A 20,899-nucleotide genomic window follows, 5' to 3' on the forward strand; every position below is an offset into this window, starting at 1 on the left:
TCGCCGCGCGCGGAGCGCCGGGCGACCGACTAACGGAAATGCCCCACGACGGTGGCCCGGCGCTCTGCGCCTTCCCCGTTACGTTCGTGGCGTTGACCAGAGCGAGGACTGAAGCCAGCCGCGGGCGCTCGAGCCGGCGGCGGATTTGGCGCGCCGTCATTCCGGCTGGAGCGTCAGCGGAATGCCGGAATCCAGACGCGTGACGCCGCCGGAAGAGGCGCGGCGGCGGAAGCGCCTGTTTCTTCGAGCGTTGCGGCTCTGGATGTCGGGACAAGCCCGGCATGACGGCGGAGAGGGCGGGCGCCACGTCCTGAGGACGATCCCGGCTATCCGCTTCGCTCCGGCCGGGATGACGCTTGCCAGGCCGCCGGCGCTTGTTCCCAAGCGCTTCTTGTCCCGAATCACCCCAGCGCTTAAGCCCTCGATATGAGCGACCTCAGCCCCCCGCCGGAGGACGGCGTCCTTCCCGTCGAGCTGCGCGCCGCGCTCGAGGAGCGCTACCTCGCCTACGCGCTCTCGACGATCACCCAGCGCGCGCTGCCCGACGTGCGCGACGGGTTAAAGCCCGTTCATCGTCGCGTGCTGTGGGCGATGCGCGAGCTGAAGCTCGATCCGGGCGCCGCGTTCAAGAAATGCGCCCGCGTCGTCGGCGACGTCATCGGCAAGTATCACCCGCATGGCGACCAGTCGGTCTACGACGCGCTGGTGCGGCTCGCGCAGGACTTCGCCCAGCGCTGGCCGCTGGTCGAGGGCCAGGGCAATTTCGGCAATGTCGACGGCGATAACGCCGCCGCCATGCGGTACACCGAGGCGCGGCTGACCGAGGTCGCCCGCCTGCTGCTCGACGGGCTGGAAGAGGACGCGGTCGACTTCCGCCCGACCTATGACGGCTCGGAAGAAGAGCCGATCGTGCTGCCGGGCGCCTTCCCGAACCTGCTCGCGAACGGGTCCCAGGGCATCGCCGTCGGCATGGCGACCGCGATTCCGCCCCACAACGTCGCCGAGCTTGTCGACGCCGCACGGCTGCTGCTCGCGAACCCGAAGGCCGAGACCGACGAGCTGCTGGCCCATGTGAAGGGCCCGGATTTCCCGACCGGCGGCGTGATCGTCGACGGCTTGGCCTCGATCGCCGAGGCCTACCGCACCGGGCGCGGCTCGTTCCGGACGCGGGCGCGCTGGTCGGTCGAGGATCTCGGCCGCGGGACCTGGCTCGCCGTCGTCACCGAGATCCCCTGGCTGATCCCGAAGAGCCGGCTGGTCGAGCGCATCGCCGAGCTGATCAACGACCGCAAGCTGCCGCTGGTCGTCGACGTGCGCGACGAGTCGACCGACGTGATCCGCCTCGTGCTTGAGCCGCGCGCCCGCACCGTCGATCCGGTCGTGATGATGGAGTCCGTCTTCAAGCTCACCGAGCTCGAGACCCGCATCCCGCTCAACATGAACGTGCTGGTGCGGGGGCAGACGCCTGTCGTGCTCGGCCTCAAGGACGTGCTGCAGCATTGGCTGGACCACCGCCGCGAGGTGATCCAGCGCCGCGCGCAGCACCGTCTCGACGCCATCGTCCGCCGGCTGGAGATCCTCGACGGCCTGCTGATCGCCTATCTCAACATCGACGAGGTGATCCGGATCGTCCGCGCCGCCGACGACCCGAAGGCCGACCTGATCGCGGCCTTCGCGCTCACCGAACTGCAGGCCGACTCGATCCTCAACATGCGCCTGCGCTCGCTCGCCAAGCTCGAGGAGATCGAGATCAAGCGCGAGCACGACAAGCTGTCGAAGGAGGGCGACGAGCTGCGCGCGCTGCTCGGCTCGGAGGCCCGCCAGTGGAAGCGCGTGGGCAAGGAGCTCGACGGGCTCGCCAAGAGCTTCGGCCCCGACACGCCGCTCGGCGCGCGTCGCACCACATTCGAGGCGCCGCCGTCGGTCGCCGCCGACGCAGCCGACGCCTTCGTCGAGCGCGAGCCGATCACGGTCGTCGTCTCCGAGAAGGGCTGGATCCGCGCGCTGAAGGGCCACGTTCAGGATCTGTCGGGGCTGACCTTCAAGGCCGACGACGCGCTGAAGCTCTCCTTCCACGCCGAGACGACGGCGAAGCTGATCGTCGCGACCGACAACGGCAAGGCCTTCACGCTCGACGCCGCCAAGCTCCCCGGCGGCCGCGGCGCCGGGGAGCCGGTCCGGCTGATGGTCGACGTCGACGAGGGCGCCGAGATCATCGACGTCTTCGCCTATCGGGCGGGGGGCAAACGGCTGGTCGTCACGACGACGTCGCGCGGCTTTATCGTGTCCGAGGACCAGCTGCTGAGTTCGACCCGCAAGGGCCGCCAGGTCGTGAATCTCGAGGCGGGCGCGACCCTGCTCAAGCTCGCGCCGGCCGACGGGGACACGGTCGCGATCGTCGGCCAGAACCGCAAGCTGCTGCTGTTTCCGCTCGCCCAGATCGCCGAGATGGCCCGCGGCGCGGGCGTGCGCCTGCAGCGCTACAAGGACGGCGAGGTGTCGGACGCCAAGGTTTTCACGCTCAGCGAGGGGCTGAGCTTCACCACCAATGGCGGAGTGCCGAGGCGGGTGTTGGGCGAGGATTTGCGGGACTGGATCGGAAACCGCGCTGAGGCGGGACGGTTGCCCCCGCACGGCTTTCCGAAGTCGAACAAGTTCGTGGGGTAGGTCGCGGCGCTCCCCCATACAATCGCGGCTAGCCTCCTATCCACAGCTGGTCTCCAGAGCGAGCCGTGGCTCAGAGGCCTGCTCAGGAGGAACAAACCTGATCTCATTTCCCCTTCCGCCTGATCGAACCAAACCGAACCGGCCCAAGTATCTCAGGTCGACGTAGTATTTCGAGTCCGGCGGGGAAGCCGGAATCTCACCATGGGATTGATCTCGTTCCACATATCGAAAGAGATGCTCGGAGGCGGGGTCGATCCTGTCTGCATCAACTCTTTCGGCCTTAGCCAGCCGCTCGCCGAGTTCGCTGCGGCGCGGCGCGCCCTCAGAATCGCAGGACGATCTCAGCTCCCCACTTTTCGTATCGAGGGTAAAGAGCCGATAGATGGCCCCAAAGTAATATTCGCCGTTCTCTTTGGAGCGATAGATAGCCACGCCGGAGTTATAAGGTTTCTTCCAAAGAGAGAGCCATTCGCTGGACGGCCCTGAGAAATCGAACCAACGCCGTGTCAGGCTAAGCCTCTCGTCCATCCCCCATCCCCAAGCCATCATGTATGAGAGGCTGAAACCGCTGTCTTCAAGCCGGACGGTCTTGGAGCGCGTCATCAGAAGGCCCCAGGCGACATAGCTTGCTGCAATCATGGCAAGGCCAACCAGGACGCAACGGCCCAGCACCGGCTCACTCGCCCTCGCGCAGCGTCCAGCCGGCGGGCGCCAGAAACTCCTGCGGGCGGAAGCGGCGCTTGTAGTCCATCTTCGGCGAGCCATCGACCCAGTAGCCGAGATAGAGATAGGGCAGGCCGAGCGTCTTGGCGCGGGCGACGTGGTCGAGGATGACGTGGGTGCCGAGGCCGCGGTCCTGGGCGTCCGGATCGTAGAACGAGTAGACCAGCGACAAACCGTCGGAGAGCCGGTCGACCAGAGCGACCGCGAGCAGGGGACCCGCGCCGCGGCCGTTGATCGCGGTGTCCGGCCCGCGCCGGCGGTATTCGACCAGCCCGGTGCGGACGTGGCTGTCCTCCACCATGGTGGCGTAGTCCATCACCGTCATGTCGACCATGCCGCCGTCCGCGTGGCGGCGGTCGAGATAGGCGCGGAACAGGGAATACTGCTCGGACGTCGGCGTCACGCCGACCTCCGCGCTGACGAGATCGCAGTTCACCGCGCGGTTCCGGCGAAACGCCTTGGTCCAGAGGAAATCGTCGACCCGCACGCGGACCGAGACGCAGGCCCGGCAGCCCTCGCAGGCCGGCCGATAGGCGATCGTCTGGCTGCGACGGAAGCCGCCGTGAGTGAGAAGATCGTTCAGCGGCGCGGCCTGCTCGCCCACGAGATGGGTGAACACCTTCCGCTCGAACTGACCCTTGAGGTAGGGGCAGGGCGAGGGCGCGGTCAGGTAGAATTGCGGCGTATCACGCGAGTGGGCGGTCAAGGCGTTCAACCTGGGACTCGCCGCGGTCCCGCCCGCGGCGCCGGTCCGGCCGAGAGGATATCAGGCGCCGGACGCCCGGCAAGCGGTTCAGGCGCGGCCTTCGAGAAGGCCGCGATCCACGAACAGCGTGCCAAGCACGAGGTCGTGCAGCAACTGCTTGCGTCGCGTGAACAGGCCGACGAGCAGAACGAAGGGCGTGAGCAGCGAGATCGAAAGATAGAGGAACACGACGTGTGCGGCTGCGATGACGAAGCCCGGCTTGCCGCCGTGCCAGAGCCGGGCGGTGAGGCCGGTCAGCCGCATGCCCCAGGTCGCCGCGCGGTCGCTTCCGAGCGTCGCGCCGGAATAAAGGATGGCGGCCGCCGGGAACACCATTCCGTAAAGCAGCCACGCAAGCCCCAGCGTGAACACGCCGAGCACGCCAATCACGACGCTCGCGATCGCCGTCAGCGTCAGCACCACGAAGAAGTCCACGCAGAACGCGAGGACGCGGCGACTGAGCACGCCGTCGTAGAGCCGCGGTTCGACCAGCGGATCGAACGCGTCGCGCGGCGCGATGGCGGTCGGGTAGGGAGCGGAAGAGTTCATTGGATAGCCGGGTCTCTTGGAACGGAGGGCATATCGCCGTTGCGGGAACATGGCGTCTCAAAAGCATCCCCGCAAGCGCGCTCGCCCCAACCGACTTAGCCTATTGGTTGAGGCCGGAAAGCTTGCTTGCGTCGCCGTCCCCCTCCAGACATATTTTCGTCCGGGCGCTTAGATCGACCGCAAAAAGCATTGATCATAGGATTCGGATTAATGCAGATTTCCGATATTGATCTGAAATCACTCAAGAAATTCCATTATAAGAGCAAATGGATCGAGCAGTTTACGTCGTTCGGTCGAGTGCCGCCCCGAGCTATTTTCCGGGACGAGAAATACTTCTATAAAATATGGGACGAACGATACATTGAACATAAAATTCTGATTTTTGCAGGGGAGCGCCTTACCGTCGATAACAGGAATGCTGCGGGCGACGAGGTTCTCCTGGGGTATCTATTCGGGCTTTATGACAATTCAGTTTGTCCAGCGTTCGTTGATCACATTTACGACGGCTCGCGTCTTGCCGGATACCGAACGCTCGCTGGCGAGATTCCGAAAACGTTTTCGGTTGAAGAGTCTGCGGCGAGCGCTTTTATCCAGCAGTTTATTCAACGATCGCTTAGTTCGGGTTTCGTACACCGAGACTTTAAACGGCGGAACATAATTAAACTTTCAGATGGAAGACTGTCGCTCATTGATCTCGAAACTCCGATAGTCGCTCTTGCCAAACTCAAGCGACGGAGCAAGTCAGGAACCCGCCTGCTCCCGACGCTTATTCACAAGGACTACCTTGAGTTCATTCATTCGTTCATCGATGGCTCGACCAAGGATCCGGAAATACTCTCGGCGCGTCGAAGGTGGAAAACGCCGCCTCCATTCAGGGTAATTTTATCCGAGAGCAGTCCGACCGAAGCAGAGACGAAGATTGTGAGGGTTGCAGACGTGAAAGAACCACCACTAATCGGGGGAATTCGACTTCCGTCTGGAGAGGTCACGCCGGGACGGAGAGCAAAGGGAACGTTGAGACGGCGGAACGCGGTCGTCGCATCCTCCTTTGATCTGAAAGGCAAGCGCGTTCTCGACGTGGGCTGTTCTCACGGCCTCTATTCTCTTTCGATGGCGCGGGTCGCAGACGAGGTGGTCGGCATAGATCATCGAATATCCAAGATCGAATTGGGCCGCAACACTGCCGAAAAGCTTGGCATCAAGAACGTAACTTTCGACTATGGCGACGTGAGAGATCCAAACCTGCTTAAGAAACACGGTAAGTTCGATCTCATCATCGCTTGGGGGTTTCTTCACCGTGTCAGTGACCTTTTCTCCCTGCTGTACGGTCTGGAGCCGCTCTCGGACACTATCTCTTTTGAATGGCGCACCCCCATCATCCCGTTGATGTCTACGATGAGCATCGCATATCACCCGCCATTCGGCCCGAAGCTGGATCCGATGAACGTCGGATCCGGTCACGAAATCGAGAAGGTCGGTGACGCCGAGAAAATTGAAGGCGGCACCGCTTTTTGGGAGCCGACGATCGGCGCTGTCTCCGCGATCATGAAGCGGCTCGGCTACGAGCATTCACGCCTGCTGGGCTTTGACGACAAATTGCAATCTGAAGAGCGGACGTTGCTGCGCTATTGGTACGGCCACCAACTCAGGGTGAACGAAGGCAAGGCGCGTCTCGACCATCTTCCGCGGGCGCGCGTCCATATGATCTACGAGAAACAGCCGAACTCGATCACGCTGCAACCTTTCAGGGGCGCCGAGCTGCGCTTTCCCGAATGGGATTACGCTCTGCAGCAGCGCTACGGCGTCAAGTAGAACGCCGGGGCCCAAGGGCGGCGACGTGCTCTGCGACGAAAGTTCGCCAGTCGCCCCGTCCCCTCGACCCGAAAGCGGATTTCATGACGGCCCACATCCATGATCTCGCCACCGCGGACGGTCGCCGGCTCAGCCCGTATTGCTGGGCGGCGAAACTGGCCCTCGCGCACAAGGGCGTTTCGTTCGAGACCACGCCGACGCGCTTTATCGACATCCCGAGCATCGGAGGCGGCGGATTCCGGACCGTGCCGGTGACGGAGCTCGGCGCTGACAGGATCGGCGACTCGTTCGACCTTGCGTTGAAGCTTGAGGAGGCTCATCCCGATCGCCCCGCCTTGTTCGCCGGGCCTGGAGGTGTGGCGCTCACGCGCTTCGTCGGGGCGCATATGGCGCATGTCATGGGCAAGATCGCACGGGTCATCGCAGTGGACATCTGCGCGGCGCTCGATCGGGAGAACCAGACGTATTTTCGCACTTCACGCGAGAAGATGCTGGGCGGCCGCCTCGAGGACGTCGCAGCCGACCGCGCGGGCGGCGTCGCGGCGGTGAAGGATGCGTTGAAGCCGCTTCGCATCATGCTGCGGGGCCAGCCCTTCATCGGCGGGGAAGACCCGTTCTTCGCCGACTTCCTGTTCGCGGGCGTCGTGCAGTGGACAAAGATCGTCGGGACGGTGGACTTTCTGGAGGGAGAACAGGCGATCGCCGACTGGTTCGGCAGGATAGAGGCGCGCTACGGCGCGGTGCTCCGCGCGACGAGAGGGTAGCTAAAGCGCCAAACGAAAGGCGGCGAGCCGGAGGCCCGCCGCCCATCGTCCGTTCGGTCGGTTCAGCCGATCACTCCGCCGCTTGCTGCGGGGTCGCTGGCGTCACGGAGATCGCTGGCTCGCGGCCGGTCAGCGTCGCGCGCGCCGTGCGGACGCCGGCGGCGTAGGCCGGATGCACCCTTTCGAAATGCACGAGTTGGCGCTCGGCGATCTCCTCGGGGATTCCGCTCATCGCCGCCGCGATGTTCGCGAACAGCCGGTTCTTCTGGCCGTCGTCGAACAGATTGAACAGCGCGGTCACCTGCCCGTAGTCGTCATTGCCGTCACGGTGGTTGTAGCGCGCGGCGTCGCCCGAAATTTTGAGCGGAGGCTCCTCGGCCGATTTGTCCTCGACCGGGCCGTTGAACGAGTTCGGCTCGTAATAGGCGTCGGGGTGCCCGGTCTTGATCCCGCCATAGACGTTCATCTGGCCGTCGCGATGATAGTGGGCGACCGGGCACTTGGGCTGGTTCACCGGGATCGTCTCATAATGCGTGCCGAGACGATGGCGGTGGGCGTCCGCATAGGAAAATACGCGCGCCTGCAGCATCTTGTCGGGCGAGTAGCCGATGCCAGGAACGATGTTCGACGGCGAGAACGCGGCGTTCTCGATCTCGGCGAAATAGTTTTCCGGGTTCCGGTTCAGCTCCATCACGCCGATGTCGATCGGCGGATACTCACCGTGCGGCCACACCTTGGTAAGGTCGAACGGATTGTACGAGGTCTTCTCGGCGTCGAGTTCGGGCATGATCTGGATCTGGACTTTCCAGCGCGGGAACTCGCCCCTATCGATCTTGCCGAAGAGGGCCTCCTGATAGCTCTCGCGGGTCTTGCCGATGACCTGGTCGGCCTCTTCGTTCGTGTAGTGCTTGTGGCCCTGCTCGGTCTTGAAGTGGAACTTGACCCAGTAGCGTTCGCCCGCGTCGTTCCACAGCGAGAAGGTGTGGCTGCCATAGCCGTTCATGCGGGTGGGATCGACCGGGATGCCGCGATCCGACATCAGGATCGTGACCTGATGGAGGCTTTCGGGGGAAAGCGACCAGAAGTCCCACATCGCCGTCGGCGAGCGCATGTTGGTCTTCGGATGGCGCTTCTGGGTGTGGATGAAGTCCGGGAATTTGTAGGGATCGCGGACGAAGAACACCGGCGTGTTGTTGCCGACGAGGTCCCAGTTGCCGTCCGGCGTATAGAACTTGAGCGCGAAGCCCCGCACGTCGCGTTCCGCGTCGGCCGCGCCCATTTCGCCGGCCACCGTCGAGAAACGCGCCAGCATCGGCGTTTCGGCGCCAGGCTGCAGCACCTTGGCCTTGGTGTATTTTGAGATGTCGCCCGTGATCTTCAGCACGCCGTGCGCGCCCCAGCCCTTGGCGTGGACCACCCGCTCGGGGATGCGCTCGCGGTTCTGGTGGGCGAGCTTTTCGATCAGCTGATAGTCCTGCAGCAGCACCGGGCCGCGCGAACCTGCCGTCTGTGTGTTCTGGTTGTCCGGCACCGGCGCGCCGGCCGACGTGGTCAAGCGATCGGTCATGAAAAGCCTCCGTCTTTGACGCCCGTCTTCGCAAGTCCGCCTACGCCTTCGGTAGGCGGCGCGATCATGCGGCGTTTGATGCGCGCACTGTGCTCCGGCTCTTCCATAAGGGCAAATAAGATTGAACCAGTTCTAAAATAAGATAATCTGATCGCATGCTGACCCTTAGACAACTCCGCTATTTCGAGCACCTTGCGCGCGAACGTCATTTCGGACGCGCCGCCGAAGCCTGCGCTGTCACGCAGCCGGCGTTGTCCATGCAAATTCGCGAGCTCGAGGCTGTCTTGGGCGGTCGCCTGGTCAACCGGACACGCGAGGGGGTGAGGCTGACGGAGCTCGGTGAGGACGTCCTGTCCCGATCCGCCTCGATCCTTGCGGCCGTTCGAGATCTCGAGGTCCGCGCGCGGATGGGGCGATCCGAGCTCTCCGGGCCGATCAAGCTTGGCGTGATCCCGTCGATCGCGCCCTATCTTCTACCAAGACTCTTGCCTGAAATTCGCGAACGGCATCCGCTGGTGCAACTCTCCCTTCGAGAGTCGCAGACGGCGGTCCTCGTCAAAGAGCTGCTTGCCGGCGCTCTCGACGCAGTCGTGATGAGCTTGCCGATCTACGAGCCGGACGTCGAAACCGAAACGCTGTTCGACGACGCCTTTCTTCTCGCCGCCGCCGTCGGCAGCGCGACAGCTCAACGTTCGATAGCGACAGCGGACCTCCTGGACGACGATGAGCTCTTATTGCTCGAGGACGGGCACTGCTTCCGTGATCAGGCGCTGACCGTTTGTCGGACCATCGATCCGCGACGACTGAAAAGCTTCGGCGCCACGAGCCTCTCGACCTTGCTGCAGCTGGTGGCCAACGGGCAGGGGATCACGCTGCTGCCACGCTTGTTCGTGGATTCCGAGGCTCGCGAGGATCCGCGCGTGAAGCTGCTGCGTTTCGCCGATCCCGAGCCCAAGCGAACGTTGGCGCTCGCTTTCCGACGGACGTCGCCGGCCAAGGCGGCGTTCCGGGCTCTCGCCGAGACAATAAGAAGCGCTCATGCCGACAGGTCGCCGGCCGTGGGGCCTTCCGCGCCGGCGCCCACCGCGTTATAAGCCGCGCGCTTCCGGCAATCTTGGCGCGGCCGGCCGGCGTTTCGCCCGCAGTCCAGCGCTCTTCCAACGAACAAGGCGTCTTATGGCCCTCGAACGCACTTTCTCCATCATCAAGCCTGACGCCACGCGCCGGAACATTACGGGCAAGGTCCTGTCCTATATCGAAGGCGCGGGCCTCCGGGTGATCGCGCAGAAGCGCATCCACATGTCGAAGGCGCAGGCCGAGGGCTTCTATGCGGTTCACAAGGAGCGGCCGTTCTTCGGCGAGCTCGTCGAATTCATGATCTCCGGCCCGGTGGTCGTGCAGGTTCTCGAGGGCGAGAACGCGATTGCGAAGTATCGCGAAGTGATGGGCGCGACCAACCCGGCGAATGCTGCTCAGGGCACCATCCGCAAGGATCTGGCCGAGTCGATCGAGGCGAACACGGTCCACGGCTCCGACGCGCCTGAAACGGCCGCTCAGGAGATCGCCTACTTCTTCAAGGACGACGAAATCGTCGGCTGACGATCTCTTCGTCACTGCTGCGAGACATGGGCGGCCGCCGACGAACCTTCGCGGCGGCTGACCCGACAAGGGACGGGAATGGAATTCAGTTTCGCCTTCGACCAGCCGTCCTTCTGGATCTCGTTGCTCCAGATCGTCTGGATCGACCTTCTCTTGTCGGGCGACAACGCCGTCGTCATTGCGCTCGCCTGCCGCAAGCTTCCCCCCGGACAGCGGAAGAAAGGCATCCTTCTCGGCGCCGGCGCGGCCGTCGTCCTGCGCATTCTGTTCGCGTTCGGAATCACGTTCCTGCTCGCTGTCCCGTTCCTCAAGATCGGCGGCGCGCTGCTTCTGTTCTGGATCGCGGTGAAGCTGGCGACCGACGACCATGAGGCCCATGACGACGTGGAGGCCGCGGCCAGCCTTTGGGGCGCGGTGCGGACGATCGCGATCGCCGATGCCGTGATGAGCCTGGACAACGTCGTGGCGATCGCCGCGGCGGCTAAGGGCCACCCGGAGCTGTTCATCTTCGGACTGCTGCTCACGATCCCGCTGATCGTCGCCGGTTCGTCGGTGCTGACGAACCTGCTGACGCGCTATCCCGTCCTTGTCTGGTTCGGCGCGGCGCTGCTGGGCTGGATCGCCGGCGAGATGCTGGTTGGCGACGTGAAGGCGATCGAGTGGCTGCAGGGCTACGACCCGTCGCTTGTGACCCCGGATCCGGAGACGCCCGGCGTCTTCACGACGAACAAGCCTTTGCACTATGGCGCAGCCGCGGTGGGCGCCGCGGCTGTGCTCGCCATCTCGTATCTCGTGAAGAGGCGCGGGCGGAGCGCCAAGGCGAGCGTCTGACCGTCGTCAGGGCCAGACCAGCGCCTCGCCCGGCGCGTTCTCGTCTTTGATAAGGACCCGGTCGCCATCGAGCCTGGCGCGTCCGGTCGCCCACAGCGCGAGCGCGCGCGGAAAGAGCTCGTGCTCGGCCTTCAGCACGCGGGCGGCGAGCGTCGCCTCGTCGTCGTCGGTCAGCACCGGAACGGCCGCTTGGGCGATGATCGGGCCGGAATCGACGTCCAGCGTCACCAGATGAACCGTGCAGCCGTGCAGCTTCACGCCGGCCGCGAGCGCGCGTGCGTGGGTGTCGAGCCCCTTGAAGCTCGGCAGCAACGCAGGGTGAACATTGATCAGCCGACCCGCCCAGCTTTCGATGAAGCCCGCCGTCAGTAGCCGCATGAAGCCCGCAAGACAGACGACGTCCGGCTCGAACGAGCGGATCGTCCTGTCGAGCTCGGAATCGAAGGCCTCCCGGTTCGGGAAGGATCGGTGGTCGACCACGGCGGTCGCGACGCCTGCCTGACTGGCGATCGCCAGAGCGCCGGCCCCCGGGCGATTGGAGACCACGGCGACGATCTCCACCGGGTAGTCGGGATCGAGCGCTGCGTCGATCAAAGCGGCCATGTTCGAGCCGCGGCCAGAGACCAGGATCGCGACCCGCAGCTTCGTCATGCGAAGCCGAGCGACCCGATGAACCGAACCGGCTCGTCCGCCTTGTCGATCGGCGCTATCTCGCCGATCCGCATCACGGTCTCTCCCTCCAGGGCGAGCAGCGTGGTTAGGCGATCTGCCTCATCCCGCGCCGCCACCACGACCATGCCGACCCCGCAATTGAAGGTCCGCAGCATCTCGGCCTCCGCGACGCCGCCGGCTTGGGCGAGCCACCCGAACACCGGAGGCGACGAAATCGTCGAGAGGTCGATTACGGCGCCGAGACCATCCGGCAGCACGCGGGGAAGGTTGTCCGGCAGTCCGCCGCCGGTGATGTGCGCGAGCGCCTTGATCCCGAGACCGGCCTTAAGCGCGGCGAGAAGCGAGCGCACATAGATCCTGGTCGGCGTCAGCAGCGCGCGGCCGAGAGGTTGCGACGGCGCGAACGGCGCGGGCGCATCCAGTTCGAGACCTGCCCGCGCGACGATCCTGCGGACGAGCGAGAAGCCGTTGGAATGCACGCCCGATGAGGCCAAGCCGAGCAGGACGTCGCCCGGAGCGACGTCACGGCGCGGCAGCAACCGGCCGCGTTCCGCGGCGCCGACCGCAAAACCCGCGAGATCGTAGTCGCCGTCCGCATACATGCCCGGCATCTCGGCGGTCTCACCGCCGACGAGCGCGCAGCCCGCCTCCATGCAACCCGTCGCGATGCCCTTGACCACCTCGTACGCCGTGTCGCCCGACAACCGGCCGCAAGCGAAATAGTCGAGAAAGAACAGCGGCTCAGCGCCCTGAACGATGACGTCGTTGACCGACATCGCCACAAGGTCGACGCCGACCGTGTCATGGATGCCGGTTTCGATCGCTATCTTGAGCTTGGTGCCGACGCCGTCGTTCGCGGCGACGAGCACAGGATCGGAAAAGCCCGCCGCTTTCAGATCGAACAGCCCGCCAAACCCGCCGATCTCGGCGTCCGCTCCGCTCCGCCGCGTGGCGCGCACCAGCGCCTTGAGCCGCTCGACAAGCGCATTGCCCGCGTCGATATCGACCCCGGCGTCCGCATAGGTGAGGCCGGCGTCTGTCGTCTGAGATCCGGCCATGACCGCCTCTATGCTACGTCGCCGCCCCCTTAGACCGCCGGGGCGCCCCGCGCAACCAAAGCATGTCGTTCGCCTTTGCGACGGGCGGCCGGCGGCTTATGTCCCCCTGAGGCGCCAGCGTCGGCGGCGTCCGGGAGGCGCGCTCGTGAACCTGCCGAACATCCTCACCGTCGGCCGGATGCTCGCGGTTCCACTTGTGGCGTGGTTCATCTCGAACGGACAGCATTTCCTGGCGTTCTGGCTGTTCGTGCTCGCGGGCGTCACAGACGCGCTGGACGGCGCGATCGCCCGGAGGTTCGACCAGCGAACCGAGCTCGGCGCGTATCTCGATCCCATCGCCGACAAGGCGCTGCTGGTCTCGATCTATGTGACGCTTGGGATGCTGGGCGAAATCCCGGCCCTGCTGGTTATCGCGGTCGTCTTCCGCGATCTGGTGATCGTGGCGGCGGTCGCTCTCGCCTGGGCGATCGAGAAGCCTCTGCCCATTACGCCGCTCGGCGTCAGCAAGGCGAACACGGTCGCGCAGATGATCTTCGCGGGGGTCGTGCTCGGCGCAGACGGCTTCGCGCTCGATCTGAGCATCATCGAGCGGCCGGCCGCCTATCTGGTCGGCGGCTTGACGCTCGGCTCGGCGGGCGCATATCTCGTGGCCTTCATCCGCCATATGGCGCTGACGGAACCAACGCCCGACGCATGATCGCAGCCGGGCGCAAGGAGAGCGCGCGCGATGACCTTGCAACGCCAGGCCCTCTTCTGGACCGCCGCGTTTCTGGCGCTGGCCTTCTTCCTCTACCTTTTTTCAGGGATCCTGCTGCCCTTCGTCGCGGGTCTGGCGCTCGCTTACCTGTTGGATCCGGTGGCGGACCGGCTGGAAACCTTCGGCGTCCCGCGGGTCGCCGCGACCATTCTCATTCTGGCGTCCGTGGTGCTTGTCATCGTGTTCGCGATCGTTCTGATCGCGCCGGTTCTGTTCGCTCAGCTTTCGGGCTTCATCGAACGACTGCCCGAAACCGTGGCGCGGCTGCAGGAGCTGCTGGCGACGCAAGGCGACAGCTGGCTCGGCAGGATCGTCGGGCAGGGACTGGGTCAGGCGAAGGCGTCGCTCGGTGCGGTGGTCAGTCAAGGCGTGGCCTGGATCACGTCGTTCCTGGGGTCGCTCTGGGCGAGCGGCCAGGCGATCATGTCGGTGGTCAGCCTTCTGGTGGTCACGCCCGTCGTCGCATTCTACATGCTGATCGATTGGGACCGCATGGTCGGCACCATCGACGCCTGGACCCCCCGACGGCACAAGGAGGAAATCCGCCAGATCGCGCGCGAGATGGACGAAAGCATCGCGGGCTTCGTGCGCGGTCAGGCGCTCGTGTGCCTGATCCTCGGCACCTTCTATGCGATCGCCCTTACGCTCGTCGGGCTCAACTTCGGGCTCGTCATCGGGCTGAGCGCCGGCCTTATCGGCTTCATTCCCTATGTCGGTTCGCTGACCGGGCTCATCCTCTCGGTCGGCGTGGCGATCGTGCAGTTCTGGCCGGACTGGACGATCGTCGCGCTCGTGCTCGGCATTTTCGTGGTCGGCCAGTTCGTCGAAGGCAACATCCTGCAGCCGCGGCTGGTCGGCCGGTCGGTCGGGCTTCATCCCGTCTGGCTGATGTTCGCGCTCGTCGCCTTCGGCTACCTCATGGGGTTCGTCGGGCTGCTCGTGGCGGTTCCGCTGGCGGCTGCGGTCGGCGTGCTCGTGCGTTTCGCCGTGCAACGATATCTTGAGAGCCCATTCTATACGGGCGAGCAGGGCCCATCGGTGCTTCCCGGCGGGCAGCGAGGCGCAGGCCTGTTCGCGCCCCACACCCGGCTTCAGAAGCCCGAGCCGCCCGCGGCACCGCCCGAGAGCAGCTAATGGTCCGCGACGCGCCGCGGCAATTTCCTCTCGCCTTGCCATATGAGGCTCGGTTGGGGCTCGAGGATTATCTCGTCGGCGCTCCCAACGCCGCGGCTCATGCGCTCGTGACGTCCTGGCCGTCCTGGCCGGACAGGATCCTGCTGCTCGTCGGCGAGGAGGGCTCGGGAAAGACCCATCTGGCCGAGATATGGCTCGCCATGAGCCACGCAGAGAGGGCGGTCGATCCCGACTCGGCGATGCGCGCCGTCGTCGCTCGGCGGGACGCCATTCTGCTTCTTGAAGATGTCGACGCCGCCGTCGGAGCAGAGACGGCGCTGTTTCATCTGTTGAACGCTGCGCGCGAGCATGACGCGCGCTTATTGCTCACGGCGCGGTCGGGCCCGACGCTGTTGTGGCCCATGCTGCCGGATCTCGCTTCGCGCCTCCGAGCTCTTCCGGTGGCGAGGCTTGACGCTCCAGACGAAGGCATGGTTCGCGCCGTCCTCGTGAAGCTGCTCGACGATCGACAGCTCCGCGTCGATGCGGAAGTCGTGGAGTTCGTCGCGCGCCGGTGCGATCGTTCGCTCGGGGCCGTGAGACGGGTCGTCGCGGCGCTGGACCGGGAATCGCTCGCACGGGGCCGAGCGGTCGGAAAGGGCCTGGCTGCGGACGTCTTGGCCCGCCTGTTGGAGGACGAGGACTGAATGGACGTTGCGAAGCCGTCACACGAACGTCGTAAGCAGCCTCGCGGCCGCCGTCGGCCCGCGCAGAAGCGAGAGCCTTCCGTGAAAGACGATTCGATGACCGAGATCGCCCAGGTGCCGCCACGCGCGGCGATCGCCGAAGCCCAGCTCGCGGCGCCCGCGGAGCCGGAGCCCAAAGTCCCGGCCGGCGACCCCTCGCGTTTCATGAACCGCGAGATCTCCTGGATCGGCTTCAACCGAAGGGTCTTGGAGGAGGCGTCCAACCTCAACCACCCCGTGCTCGAGCAACTGCGGTTCCTGTCGATCTCCGCGAACAACCTCGACGAATTCTTCATGGTCCGCGTCGCTGGCCTCAAGGGTCAGCTGCGCAGCGGGCTGACGGAGCTTTCGCCCGACGGGCTGTCGCCCGCCGAGCAGCTGGCCCGCATCGGCGAGGTGGTTTCGACTCTCGCCCACGACCAGCAGACGCGCTGGCTCGAGCTGCGCAGGCAGCTGATCGACGCCAAAATCCTGCTGATCGAGGGGCCAGGTCTGACGAAGTCGGAGAAGGTCTGGCTTGAGGACTATTTCCTGAACTACGTTTTCCCGGTGCTGACGCCGCTCGCCGTCGACCCCGCGCATCCGTTCCCGTTCATACCCAATCTCGGCTTTACGATTGCGCTCCAGCTCGGACGCCAAAGCGACGGCCGGGCGCTCAACGCGCTGATCCGCATGCCCGCCCGCATCGAACGCTTCATCCGCCTGCCGGACGGCGAGTTCGAGGGCGCGCGCTTCATCAGCCTCGAGCAGGTGATTGGCCTGTTCATCGGGCGGCTGTTTCCCGGCTATCAGGTCAAGGCGCAGGCCGGCTTCCGTGTGATCCGCGACAGCGATCTCGAAGTCGAGGAAGAGGCCGAGGATCTCGTGCGGACCTTCGAGAGCGCGCTGAAGCGTCGCCGACGCGGTTCGGTCATCCGTCTCGAGATCGAAAACACGATGCCGCCGGATCTCCGCGCCTTCATTGTCGACGCGCTCGACGTTTCGGACGATGAGGTGTTCGTTGTCGACGGGGTGCTCGCGCTCGGAGACCTGTCGCAGATCGTCTCGATCGACCGGCCGGACCTCAAGTTCAAGGTTTACAACCCGCGCTTTCCCGAGCGCGTCCGCGACGCCGGCGGCGACTGCTTCGCGGCGATCCGCGAGAAGGACTTCATCGTCCACCATCCGTATGAATCGTTCGACGTGGTGGTGCAGTTCCTGAACCAGGCGGCGCGCGATCCGAACGTCGTCGCGATCAAGCAGACGCTTTACCGTACGTCGTCCGACAGCCCGATCGTGAAGGCGCTTGCCGAAGCGGCGGAGGCTGGCAAGTCGGTCACGGCATTGGTCGAGCTGAAGGCTCGGTTCGACGAAGAGGCCAACATCCGCTGGTCGCGCGATCTGGAGCGGGCGGGCGTGCAGGTCGTCTTCGGCTTCATCGAGCTGAAGACGCATTCAAAGCTGTCGCTGGTGGTGCGCCGGGAGGCTGGCGGTCTGACGACCTACTGTCATATCGGCACGGGCAACTATCACCCGGTCACCGCCAAGATTTACACCGACTTATCGTTCTTCACGGCTGATCCGACGATCGGACGCGACGTCGGGCGGCTGTTCAACTTCATCACGGGCTATGCGGAGCCTGCCGAACTCGAGCGTATGGCGGCGTCCCCGAATACGCTGCGCAAGGTCTTCCTCGCTCATGTCCGCGAGGAGATCAGCCACGCGAAAGCGGGGCGGCCGGCCGCGATCTGGGGCAAGTGCAACAGCCTTGTCGATCCCGAGACGATCGATGCGCTCTACGAAGCGAGCAAAGCCGGGGTCCAGGTCGATTTCGTGGTGCGCGGCATGTGCTCGTTGAGGCCTGGCGTGCCGGGGCTGTCCGAGAACATCCGGGTGAAGTCGATTGTCGGGCGTTTCCTGGAGCACAGCCGGATCTATGCGTTCGGCGGGGGCCATGGTCTGCCTTCGCCTCAGGCGCATCTCTACATCTCGTCGGCGGATCTGATGCAGCGCAACCTCGACCGCCGGGTCGAAGTTATGCTGCCGATCCTCAATCCAACCGTGCACGAACAGGTGCTCGATCAGATCATGGTCGCGAACCTCAAGGACAATCAGCAGAGCTGGGCCATCCTTCCCGATGGCTCATCACGGCGCATCGTTCCGGCCGAGGGCGAAGAGCCGTTCAACGCCCACCAGTACTTCATGACCAATCCGAGCCTCTCGGGACGGGGCAAATCCGTTAAGACGAGTTCTCCGAGGCGGTTGGCCAAGCGTGGATAAGCGGGACAAGAAGATCGAGGAGAAGGGCCCGCCTCCGATGGCCGAGCTCGAACGTGTTTCGGCCACGGGCAAGCCTCCGCTTGCGCCCGGCCGCCTGCCCTATGGCCCCCCCGTCGCCATCGTCGATATCGGGTCGAACTCGGTGCGCCTGGTCGTCTACGAAGGCATATCGCGTTCGCCCGCCGCCATGTTCAACGAGAAGGAGCTCTGCGCGCTCGGGCGCTCGCTCGCCAGCACCGGTCGCCTCTCCGACGATTCCGCCCAGAAAGCGCTGGGCGCGCTTCGACGTTTCCGCACCCTCGCCGACGGACTTGGCGTGGGGCGGATGCACGTGCTCGCGACCGCGGCCGCCCGCGACGCGGCGAACGGAGCCGAGTTCATCCGGGAGGCCGAAGTGATCTGCCGGGAGCCGATCGAGGTGCTCTCGGGCAAACGCGAGGCGCGGTTGTCGGCGCTTGGCGTCGTCTCCGGCGTCTTTCGTCCGGACGGCGTCGTCGGCGATCTCGGCGGCGGCAGCCTCGAACTCGTGGATGTCGCGAAGAGCCGCGTCGGCCCGGGAGTGACCTATCCGCTCGGCGGCATCCGACTGCAGGACGTTTCGGACCGTTCGATCAAGAAGGCTGATCGCATCGTCCGCGACGCGCTTGATGAATCGGGGCAACTGGCCAGGCTGAAGAACCGCGCATTCTATGCCGTCGGCGGCACATGGCGGGCGCTCGCCCACATGCACATGGTGCAGAAGAATTATCCGCTCCACGTTCTCCACGGCTACACGATCCCGGCGCGCGAGGCCCTGGAGTTCTGCCGTCTCGTTCGCCGCGTCGATCCCGACACGCTGACCGCGGTCTCGGTCGTCGCCTCGGAACGTCGACCGCTGCTCGCCTATGGGGCGCTCGTGCTCGAGCACATTATCCGGATCGGCAAGCCGCGTGAGGTGGTGATGTCGGGACTGGGCGTGCGCGAAGGGCTGCTCTACGAACTGCTCGACGACGAGGGCAGGCGCGAGGACGGTCTGCTGGCGTCCGCGCGCGACCTTGGATGGCTGCGCGCCCGGGCGCCGCGGCATGGCGACGATCTGGTCGACTGGACAGATCGTCTGTTTCGCAGCGCCGACATCGACGAGAGCGCCGAGGAGCGACGCTGGCGTCACGCGGCGTGCTATCTCGCCGACATCGCCTGGCGGGTGCACCCCGACTACCGCGGCGAGCAGGCGCTCGACGTCATCGCCCACGCCGCATTCACCGGCGTCGATCACCCTGGCCGGGCCTTCATGTCGCTCGCGATCTTCTACCGCCACATGGGCCTGCTCGACGACGAGGCGTCCCCGCGGATCCGCGAACTCGCTTCGACCCGCATTCTCGATCGGGCCAGGACGCTCGGCGCGGCGATGCGGGTCGCGTACATCGTCTCCGGTTCCGTCGCCGGGATCCTGCCGCGGACGCCGCTAGTGCTGAAACGGGAGACCCTGACCCTGAAGCTGCCGACCGAACTCAGCGATCTCGCCAATGAGCGCCTGAAGAACCGGCTGCAGAAGCTCGGCAAGCTGCTGGCCCGGCGCACCGCGATCGTCGTCGTCTAGGCTCGGCGACGCGGCGTTCGCGGACAGAGGCGGTAGCCCGGGGATGTTCTGGGGAGTGAGGCCGGCCTCGCAACCGTCTGACGCTCTTAGTCGACGGACGGCGCGGCCACCTTTTCCGGCCGCCGTTCGCCGCGGTTGCGGCGCGGCTTTGGAGCGGGCAGGGGACCGTCCTCACCCGGATCGCGCTCCAGCGTCACCACGCGGCCGCGCTCGATCGCGAGCGCCAGCGTGCCGGCCTTGAGCTTGAGCGCCTGTTCGCCGAACAATTCGCGACGCCAGCCGCTGAGCGCCGGGACGCCGGCGTCGTCGTCGGCCGCGATCTGTTCGAGATCGTCGACGTTGGCGATGATCTTTGAGGCCACCGCGTTGCGCTCCGCGATCATGCGCAGCAGCACCTTGAGCAGTTCGACGGTCGCAGGGTTCGCCCCGGCGCCGCCGCGCTCACGCTCGATCGCGGGCAGGGATGCTGGATCGAGCGCGAGCCCTCGCGCGACCGCCTCAAGGATTTCCTGGCCAGCGCGCGACCGCTCGTAGCCGCGAGGAAAAGCCCGGAGGCCGCCGAGCGCATCGACGGTGCGTGGCGCACGCGTCGCCACCTCGACAAGGGCGTCATCTTTCAAGACGCGCGAGCGTGGGACGTCCCGCGTCTGCGCCTCGCTTTCGCGCCACGCCGCAAGCTCCATCATCACCGCGAGATCGCGGGGCTTGCGAAGCCGGGAGCGGAAGCGCTGCCAGGCGTCCTCCGGATGCGCGGCGTAGGTTGCGGGAGACGTCAGCGTCTCCATCTCCTCGACCAGCCACTCGGCGCGGCCGCGCGCCTCGAGGTCCTTCGACAGCTTGCCGTAGACGTCGCGAAGATGGGTCACGTCCGCGATCGCGTAGGTGACCTGGTCGTCCGAAAGCGGCCGGCGGCTCCAGTCGGTGAAGCGGGACGACTTGTCGAGCACGACGCCGGTCGTGCGCTGAACCAGCTGGTCGTAAGAGATCGAGTCGCCGAAGCCGAGCACCATCGCCGCGACCTGGGTGTCGAACACCGGGTGCGGCACGTGGCCGGAGAGATGGTGAAAGATCTCGATGTCCTGACGGCCGGAGTGGAAGACCTTCAGACAGGTCTCGTCCGTCATCAGATCGAACAGCGGAGCGAGGTCGACGCCCGGCGCGAGCGCGTCGATCACGACGGGGCCCTCATCGTCCGCAAGCTGCACCACGCACAGCTTGGGCCAGAAGGTGGTCTCCCGAAGGAACTCGGTGTCGACCGTTACGAATGCCGCGCGCGCCATCCGAGCGCAGACGCTTGCGAGTTCTTCTGTCGTCGTGATCATCATCGCGCCCGCATATAGCGGAGAGCATGCCCATTGTCTTGCGTGGCGCGACCCTGAGCCTCACGTCCTTGACAAGGCAGGGGCCTCATGCCGTGGTCCGGCCGCTTTTGAAGGCGGAGCGCGCCGCTTCTCCGCA

Annotated in this window: 19 protein-coding genes; 11 read left to right on the forward strand and 8 right to left on the reverse strand. The window is 65.4% G+C overall.

Annotated elements, in window-relative coordinates; translation table 11 throughout:
* Positions 1–426: 426 nt before the first annotated feature.
* A complete protein-coding gene (gene parC, locus PKE75_RS05285; RefSeq protein WP_271167664.1) occupies positions 427–2,667 on the forward strand; it encodes a DNA topoisomerase IV subunit A in 2,241 nt (746 codons plus the stop codon).
* A gap of 36 nt (positions 2,668–2,703) precedes the next feature.
* Here the strand turns inward: parC and PKE75_RS05290 are convergent, their stop codons facing one another.
* The 3 genes from PKE75_RS05290 to PKE75_RS05300 all read right to left on the reverse strand — a co-directional run bounded on the left by PKE75_RS05290 (position 2,704) and on the right by PKE75_RS05300 (position 4,684).
* Positions 2,704–3,339, reverse strand: a complete 636-nt coding sequence (locus tag PKE75_RS05290; RefSeq protein ID WP_271167665.1) for a hypothetical protein — start codon at positions 3,337–3,339, stop codon at positions 2,704–2,706.
* Between the two features lie 4 nt (positions 3,340–3,343).
* Positions 3,344–4,096, reverse strand: a complete 753-nt coding sequence (locus PKE75_RS05295; protein ID WP_271167844.1) for an arginyltransferase — start codon at positions 4,094–4,096, stop codon at positions 3,344–3,346.
* An 87-nt stretch (positions 4,097–4,183) separates the two neighbouring features.
* Complete coding sequence (locus PKE75_RS05300; protein ID WP_271167666.1) at positions 4,184–4,684, reverse strand: RDD family protein; 501 nt, start codon at positions 4,682–4,684, stop codon at positions 4,184–4,186.
* A 210-nt stretch (positions 4,685–4,894) separates the two neighbouring features.
* Here PKE75_RS05300 and PKE75_RS05305 point away from each other — a divergent pair, with 210 nt between their 5' ends.
* Together PKE75_RS05305 and PKE75_RS05310 are read left to right on the forward strand one after the other, a co-directional pair.
* The gene (locus PKE75_RS05305; RefSeq protein ID WP_271167667.1) at positions 4,895–6,496 is read left to right on the forward strand and encodes a class I SAM-dependent methyltransferase; all 1,602 of its coding nucleotides are present in this window, start codon (positions 4,895–4,897) and stop codon (positions 6,494–6,496) included.
* A gap of 83 nt (positions 6,497–6,579) precedes the next feature.
* On the forward strand, positions 6,580–7,260 hold the full coding sequence (locus tag PKE75_RS05310) for a glutathione S-transferase N-terminal domain-containing protein (RefSeq protein WP_271167668.1): 681 nt from the start codon (positions 6,580–6,582) through the stop codon (positions 7,258–7,260).
* 70 nt (positions 7,261–7,330) lie between these two features.
* Here PKE75_RS05310 and katA read toward each other — a convergent pair whose 3' ends face one another.
* Entirely contained in the window at positions 7,331–8,827 is a 1,497-nt protein-coding gene (gene katA, locus PKE75_RS05315) for a catalase KatA (protein ID WP_271167669.1), read from the reverse strand.
* Complete coding sequence (locus PKE75_RS05320) at positions 8,824–9,090, reverse strand: hypothetical protein (RefSeq protein WP_271167856.1); 267 nt, start codon at positions 9,088–9,090, stop codon at positions 8,824–8,826. The genes katA and PKE75_RS05320 overlap by 4 nt, the downstream gene beginning before the upstream one ends.
* Between PKE75_RS05320 and PKE75_RS05325 the strand changes: the two genes are divergently transcribed.
* From PKE75_RS05325 to PKE75_RS05335, 3 genes are all read left to right on the forward strand, one after another.
* Positions 8,983–9,921 carry a hydrogen peroxide-inducible genes activator gene (locus tag PKE75_RS05325; RefSeq protein ID WP_271167670.1) on the forward strand — a complete coding sequence of 313 codons (939 nt, stop codon included), beginning with the start codon at positions 8,983–8,985 and terminating at the stop codon, positions 9,919–9,921. The two genes, PKE75_RS05320 and PKE75_RS05325, sit on opposite strands and share 108 nt — an antisense overlap.
* Before the next feature lie 82 nt (positions 9,922–10,003).
* The gene (gene ndk, locus PKE75_RS05330) at positions 10,004–10,426 is read left to right on the forward strand and encodes a nucleoside-diphosphate kinase (protein ID WP_271167671.1); all 423 of its coding nucleotides are present in this window, start codon (positions 10,004–10,006) and stop codon (positions 10,424–10,426) included.
* Between the two features lie 78 nt (positions 10,427–10,504).
* Positions 10,505–11,257: a TerC family protein gene (locus PKE75_RS05335; protein WP_271167672.1), complete on the forward strand. Its 753-nt coding sequence runs from the start codon at positions 10,505–10,507 to the stop codon at positions 11,255–11,257.
* 6 nt (positions 11,258–11,263) lie between these two features.
* On the opposite strand, the gene purN is transcribed toward PKE75_RS05335, so the two are convergent.
* The gene (purN, locus tag PKE75_RS05340) at positions 11,264–11,908 is read right to left on the reverse strand and encodes a phosphoribosylglycinamide formyltransferase (protein WP_271167673.1); all 645 of its coding nucleotides are present in this window, start codon (positions 11,906–11,908) and stop codon (positions 11,264–11,266) included.
* Complete coding sequence (gene purM / locus PKE75_RS05345; RefSeq protein ID WP_271167674.1) at positions 11,905–12,987, reverse strand: phosphoribosylformylglycinamidine cyclo-ligase; 1,083 nt, start codon at positions 12,985–12,987, stop codon at positions 11,905–11,907. Before purM ends, purN begins: the two co-directional genes overlap by 4 nt.
* 145 nt (positions 12,988–13,132) lie before the next feature.
* Here purM and PKE75_RS05350 point away from each other — a divergent pair, with 145 nt between their 5' ends.
* From PKE75_RS05350 to ppx, 5 genes are all read left to right on the forward strand, one after another.
* Entirely contained in the window at positions 13,133–13,684 is a 552-nt protein-coding gene (locus PKE75_RS05350; protein ID WP_271167675.1) for a CDP-alcohol phosphatidyltransferase family protein, read from the forward strand.
* Between the two features lie 30 nt (positions 13,685–13,714).
* Positions 13,715–14,878, forward strand: a complete 1,164-nt coding sequence (locus PKE75_RS05355; RefSeq protein WP_271167676.1) for an AI-2E family transporter — start codon at positions 13,715–13,717, stop codon at positions 14,876–14,878.
* A complete protein-coding gene (locus PKE75_RS05360; protein WP_271167677.1) occupies positions 14,878–15,564 on the forward strand; it encodes a P-loop NTPase family protein in 687 nt (228 codons plus the stop codon). The genes PKE75_RS05355 and PKE75_RS05360 overlap by 1 nt, the downstream gene beginning before the upstream one ends.
* A 96-nt stretch (positions 15,565–15,660) precedes the next feature.
* On the forward strand, positions 15,661–17,862 hold the full coding sequence (locus PKE75_RS05365) for an RNA degradosome polyphosphate kinase (RefSeq protein WP_271167845.1): 2,202 nt from the start codon (positions 15,661–15,663) through the stop codon (positions 17,860–17,862).
* 37 nt (positions 17,863–17,899) lie between these two features.
* A complete protein-coding gene (gene ppx / locus PKE75_RS05370; RefSeq protein WP_271167846.1) occupies positions 17,900–19,441 on the forward strand; it encodes an exopolyphosphatase in 1,542 nt (513 codons plus the stop codon).
* Between the two features lie 86 nt (positions 19,442–19,527).
* Here ppx and rnd read toward each other — a convergent pair whose 3' ends face one another.
* The gene (gene rnd / locus PKE75_RS05375; protein ID WP_271167678.1) at positions 19,528–20,766 is read right to left on the reverse strand and encodes a ribonuclease D; all 1,239 of its coding nucleotides are present in this window, start codon (positions 20,764–20,766) and stop codon (positions 19,528–19,530) included.
* Positions 20,767–20,899: the final 133 nt, after the last annotated feature.

Source organism: Hansschlegelia plantiphila (genome assembly GCF_027922265.1).
Taxonomy (GTDB): Bacteria; Pseudomonadota; Alphaproteobacteria; order Rhizobiales; family Methylopilaceae; genus Methylopila; species Methylopila plantiphila.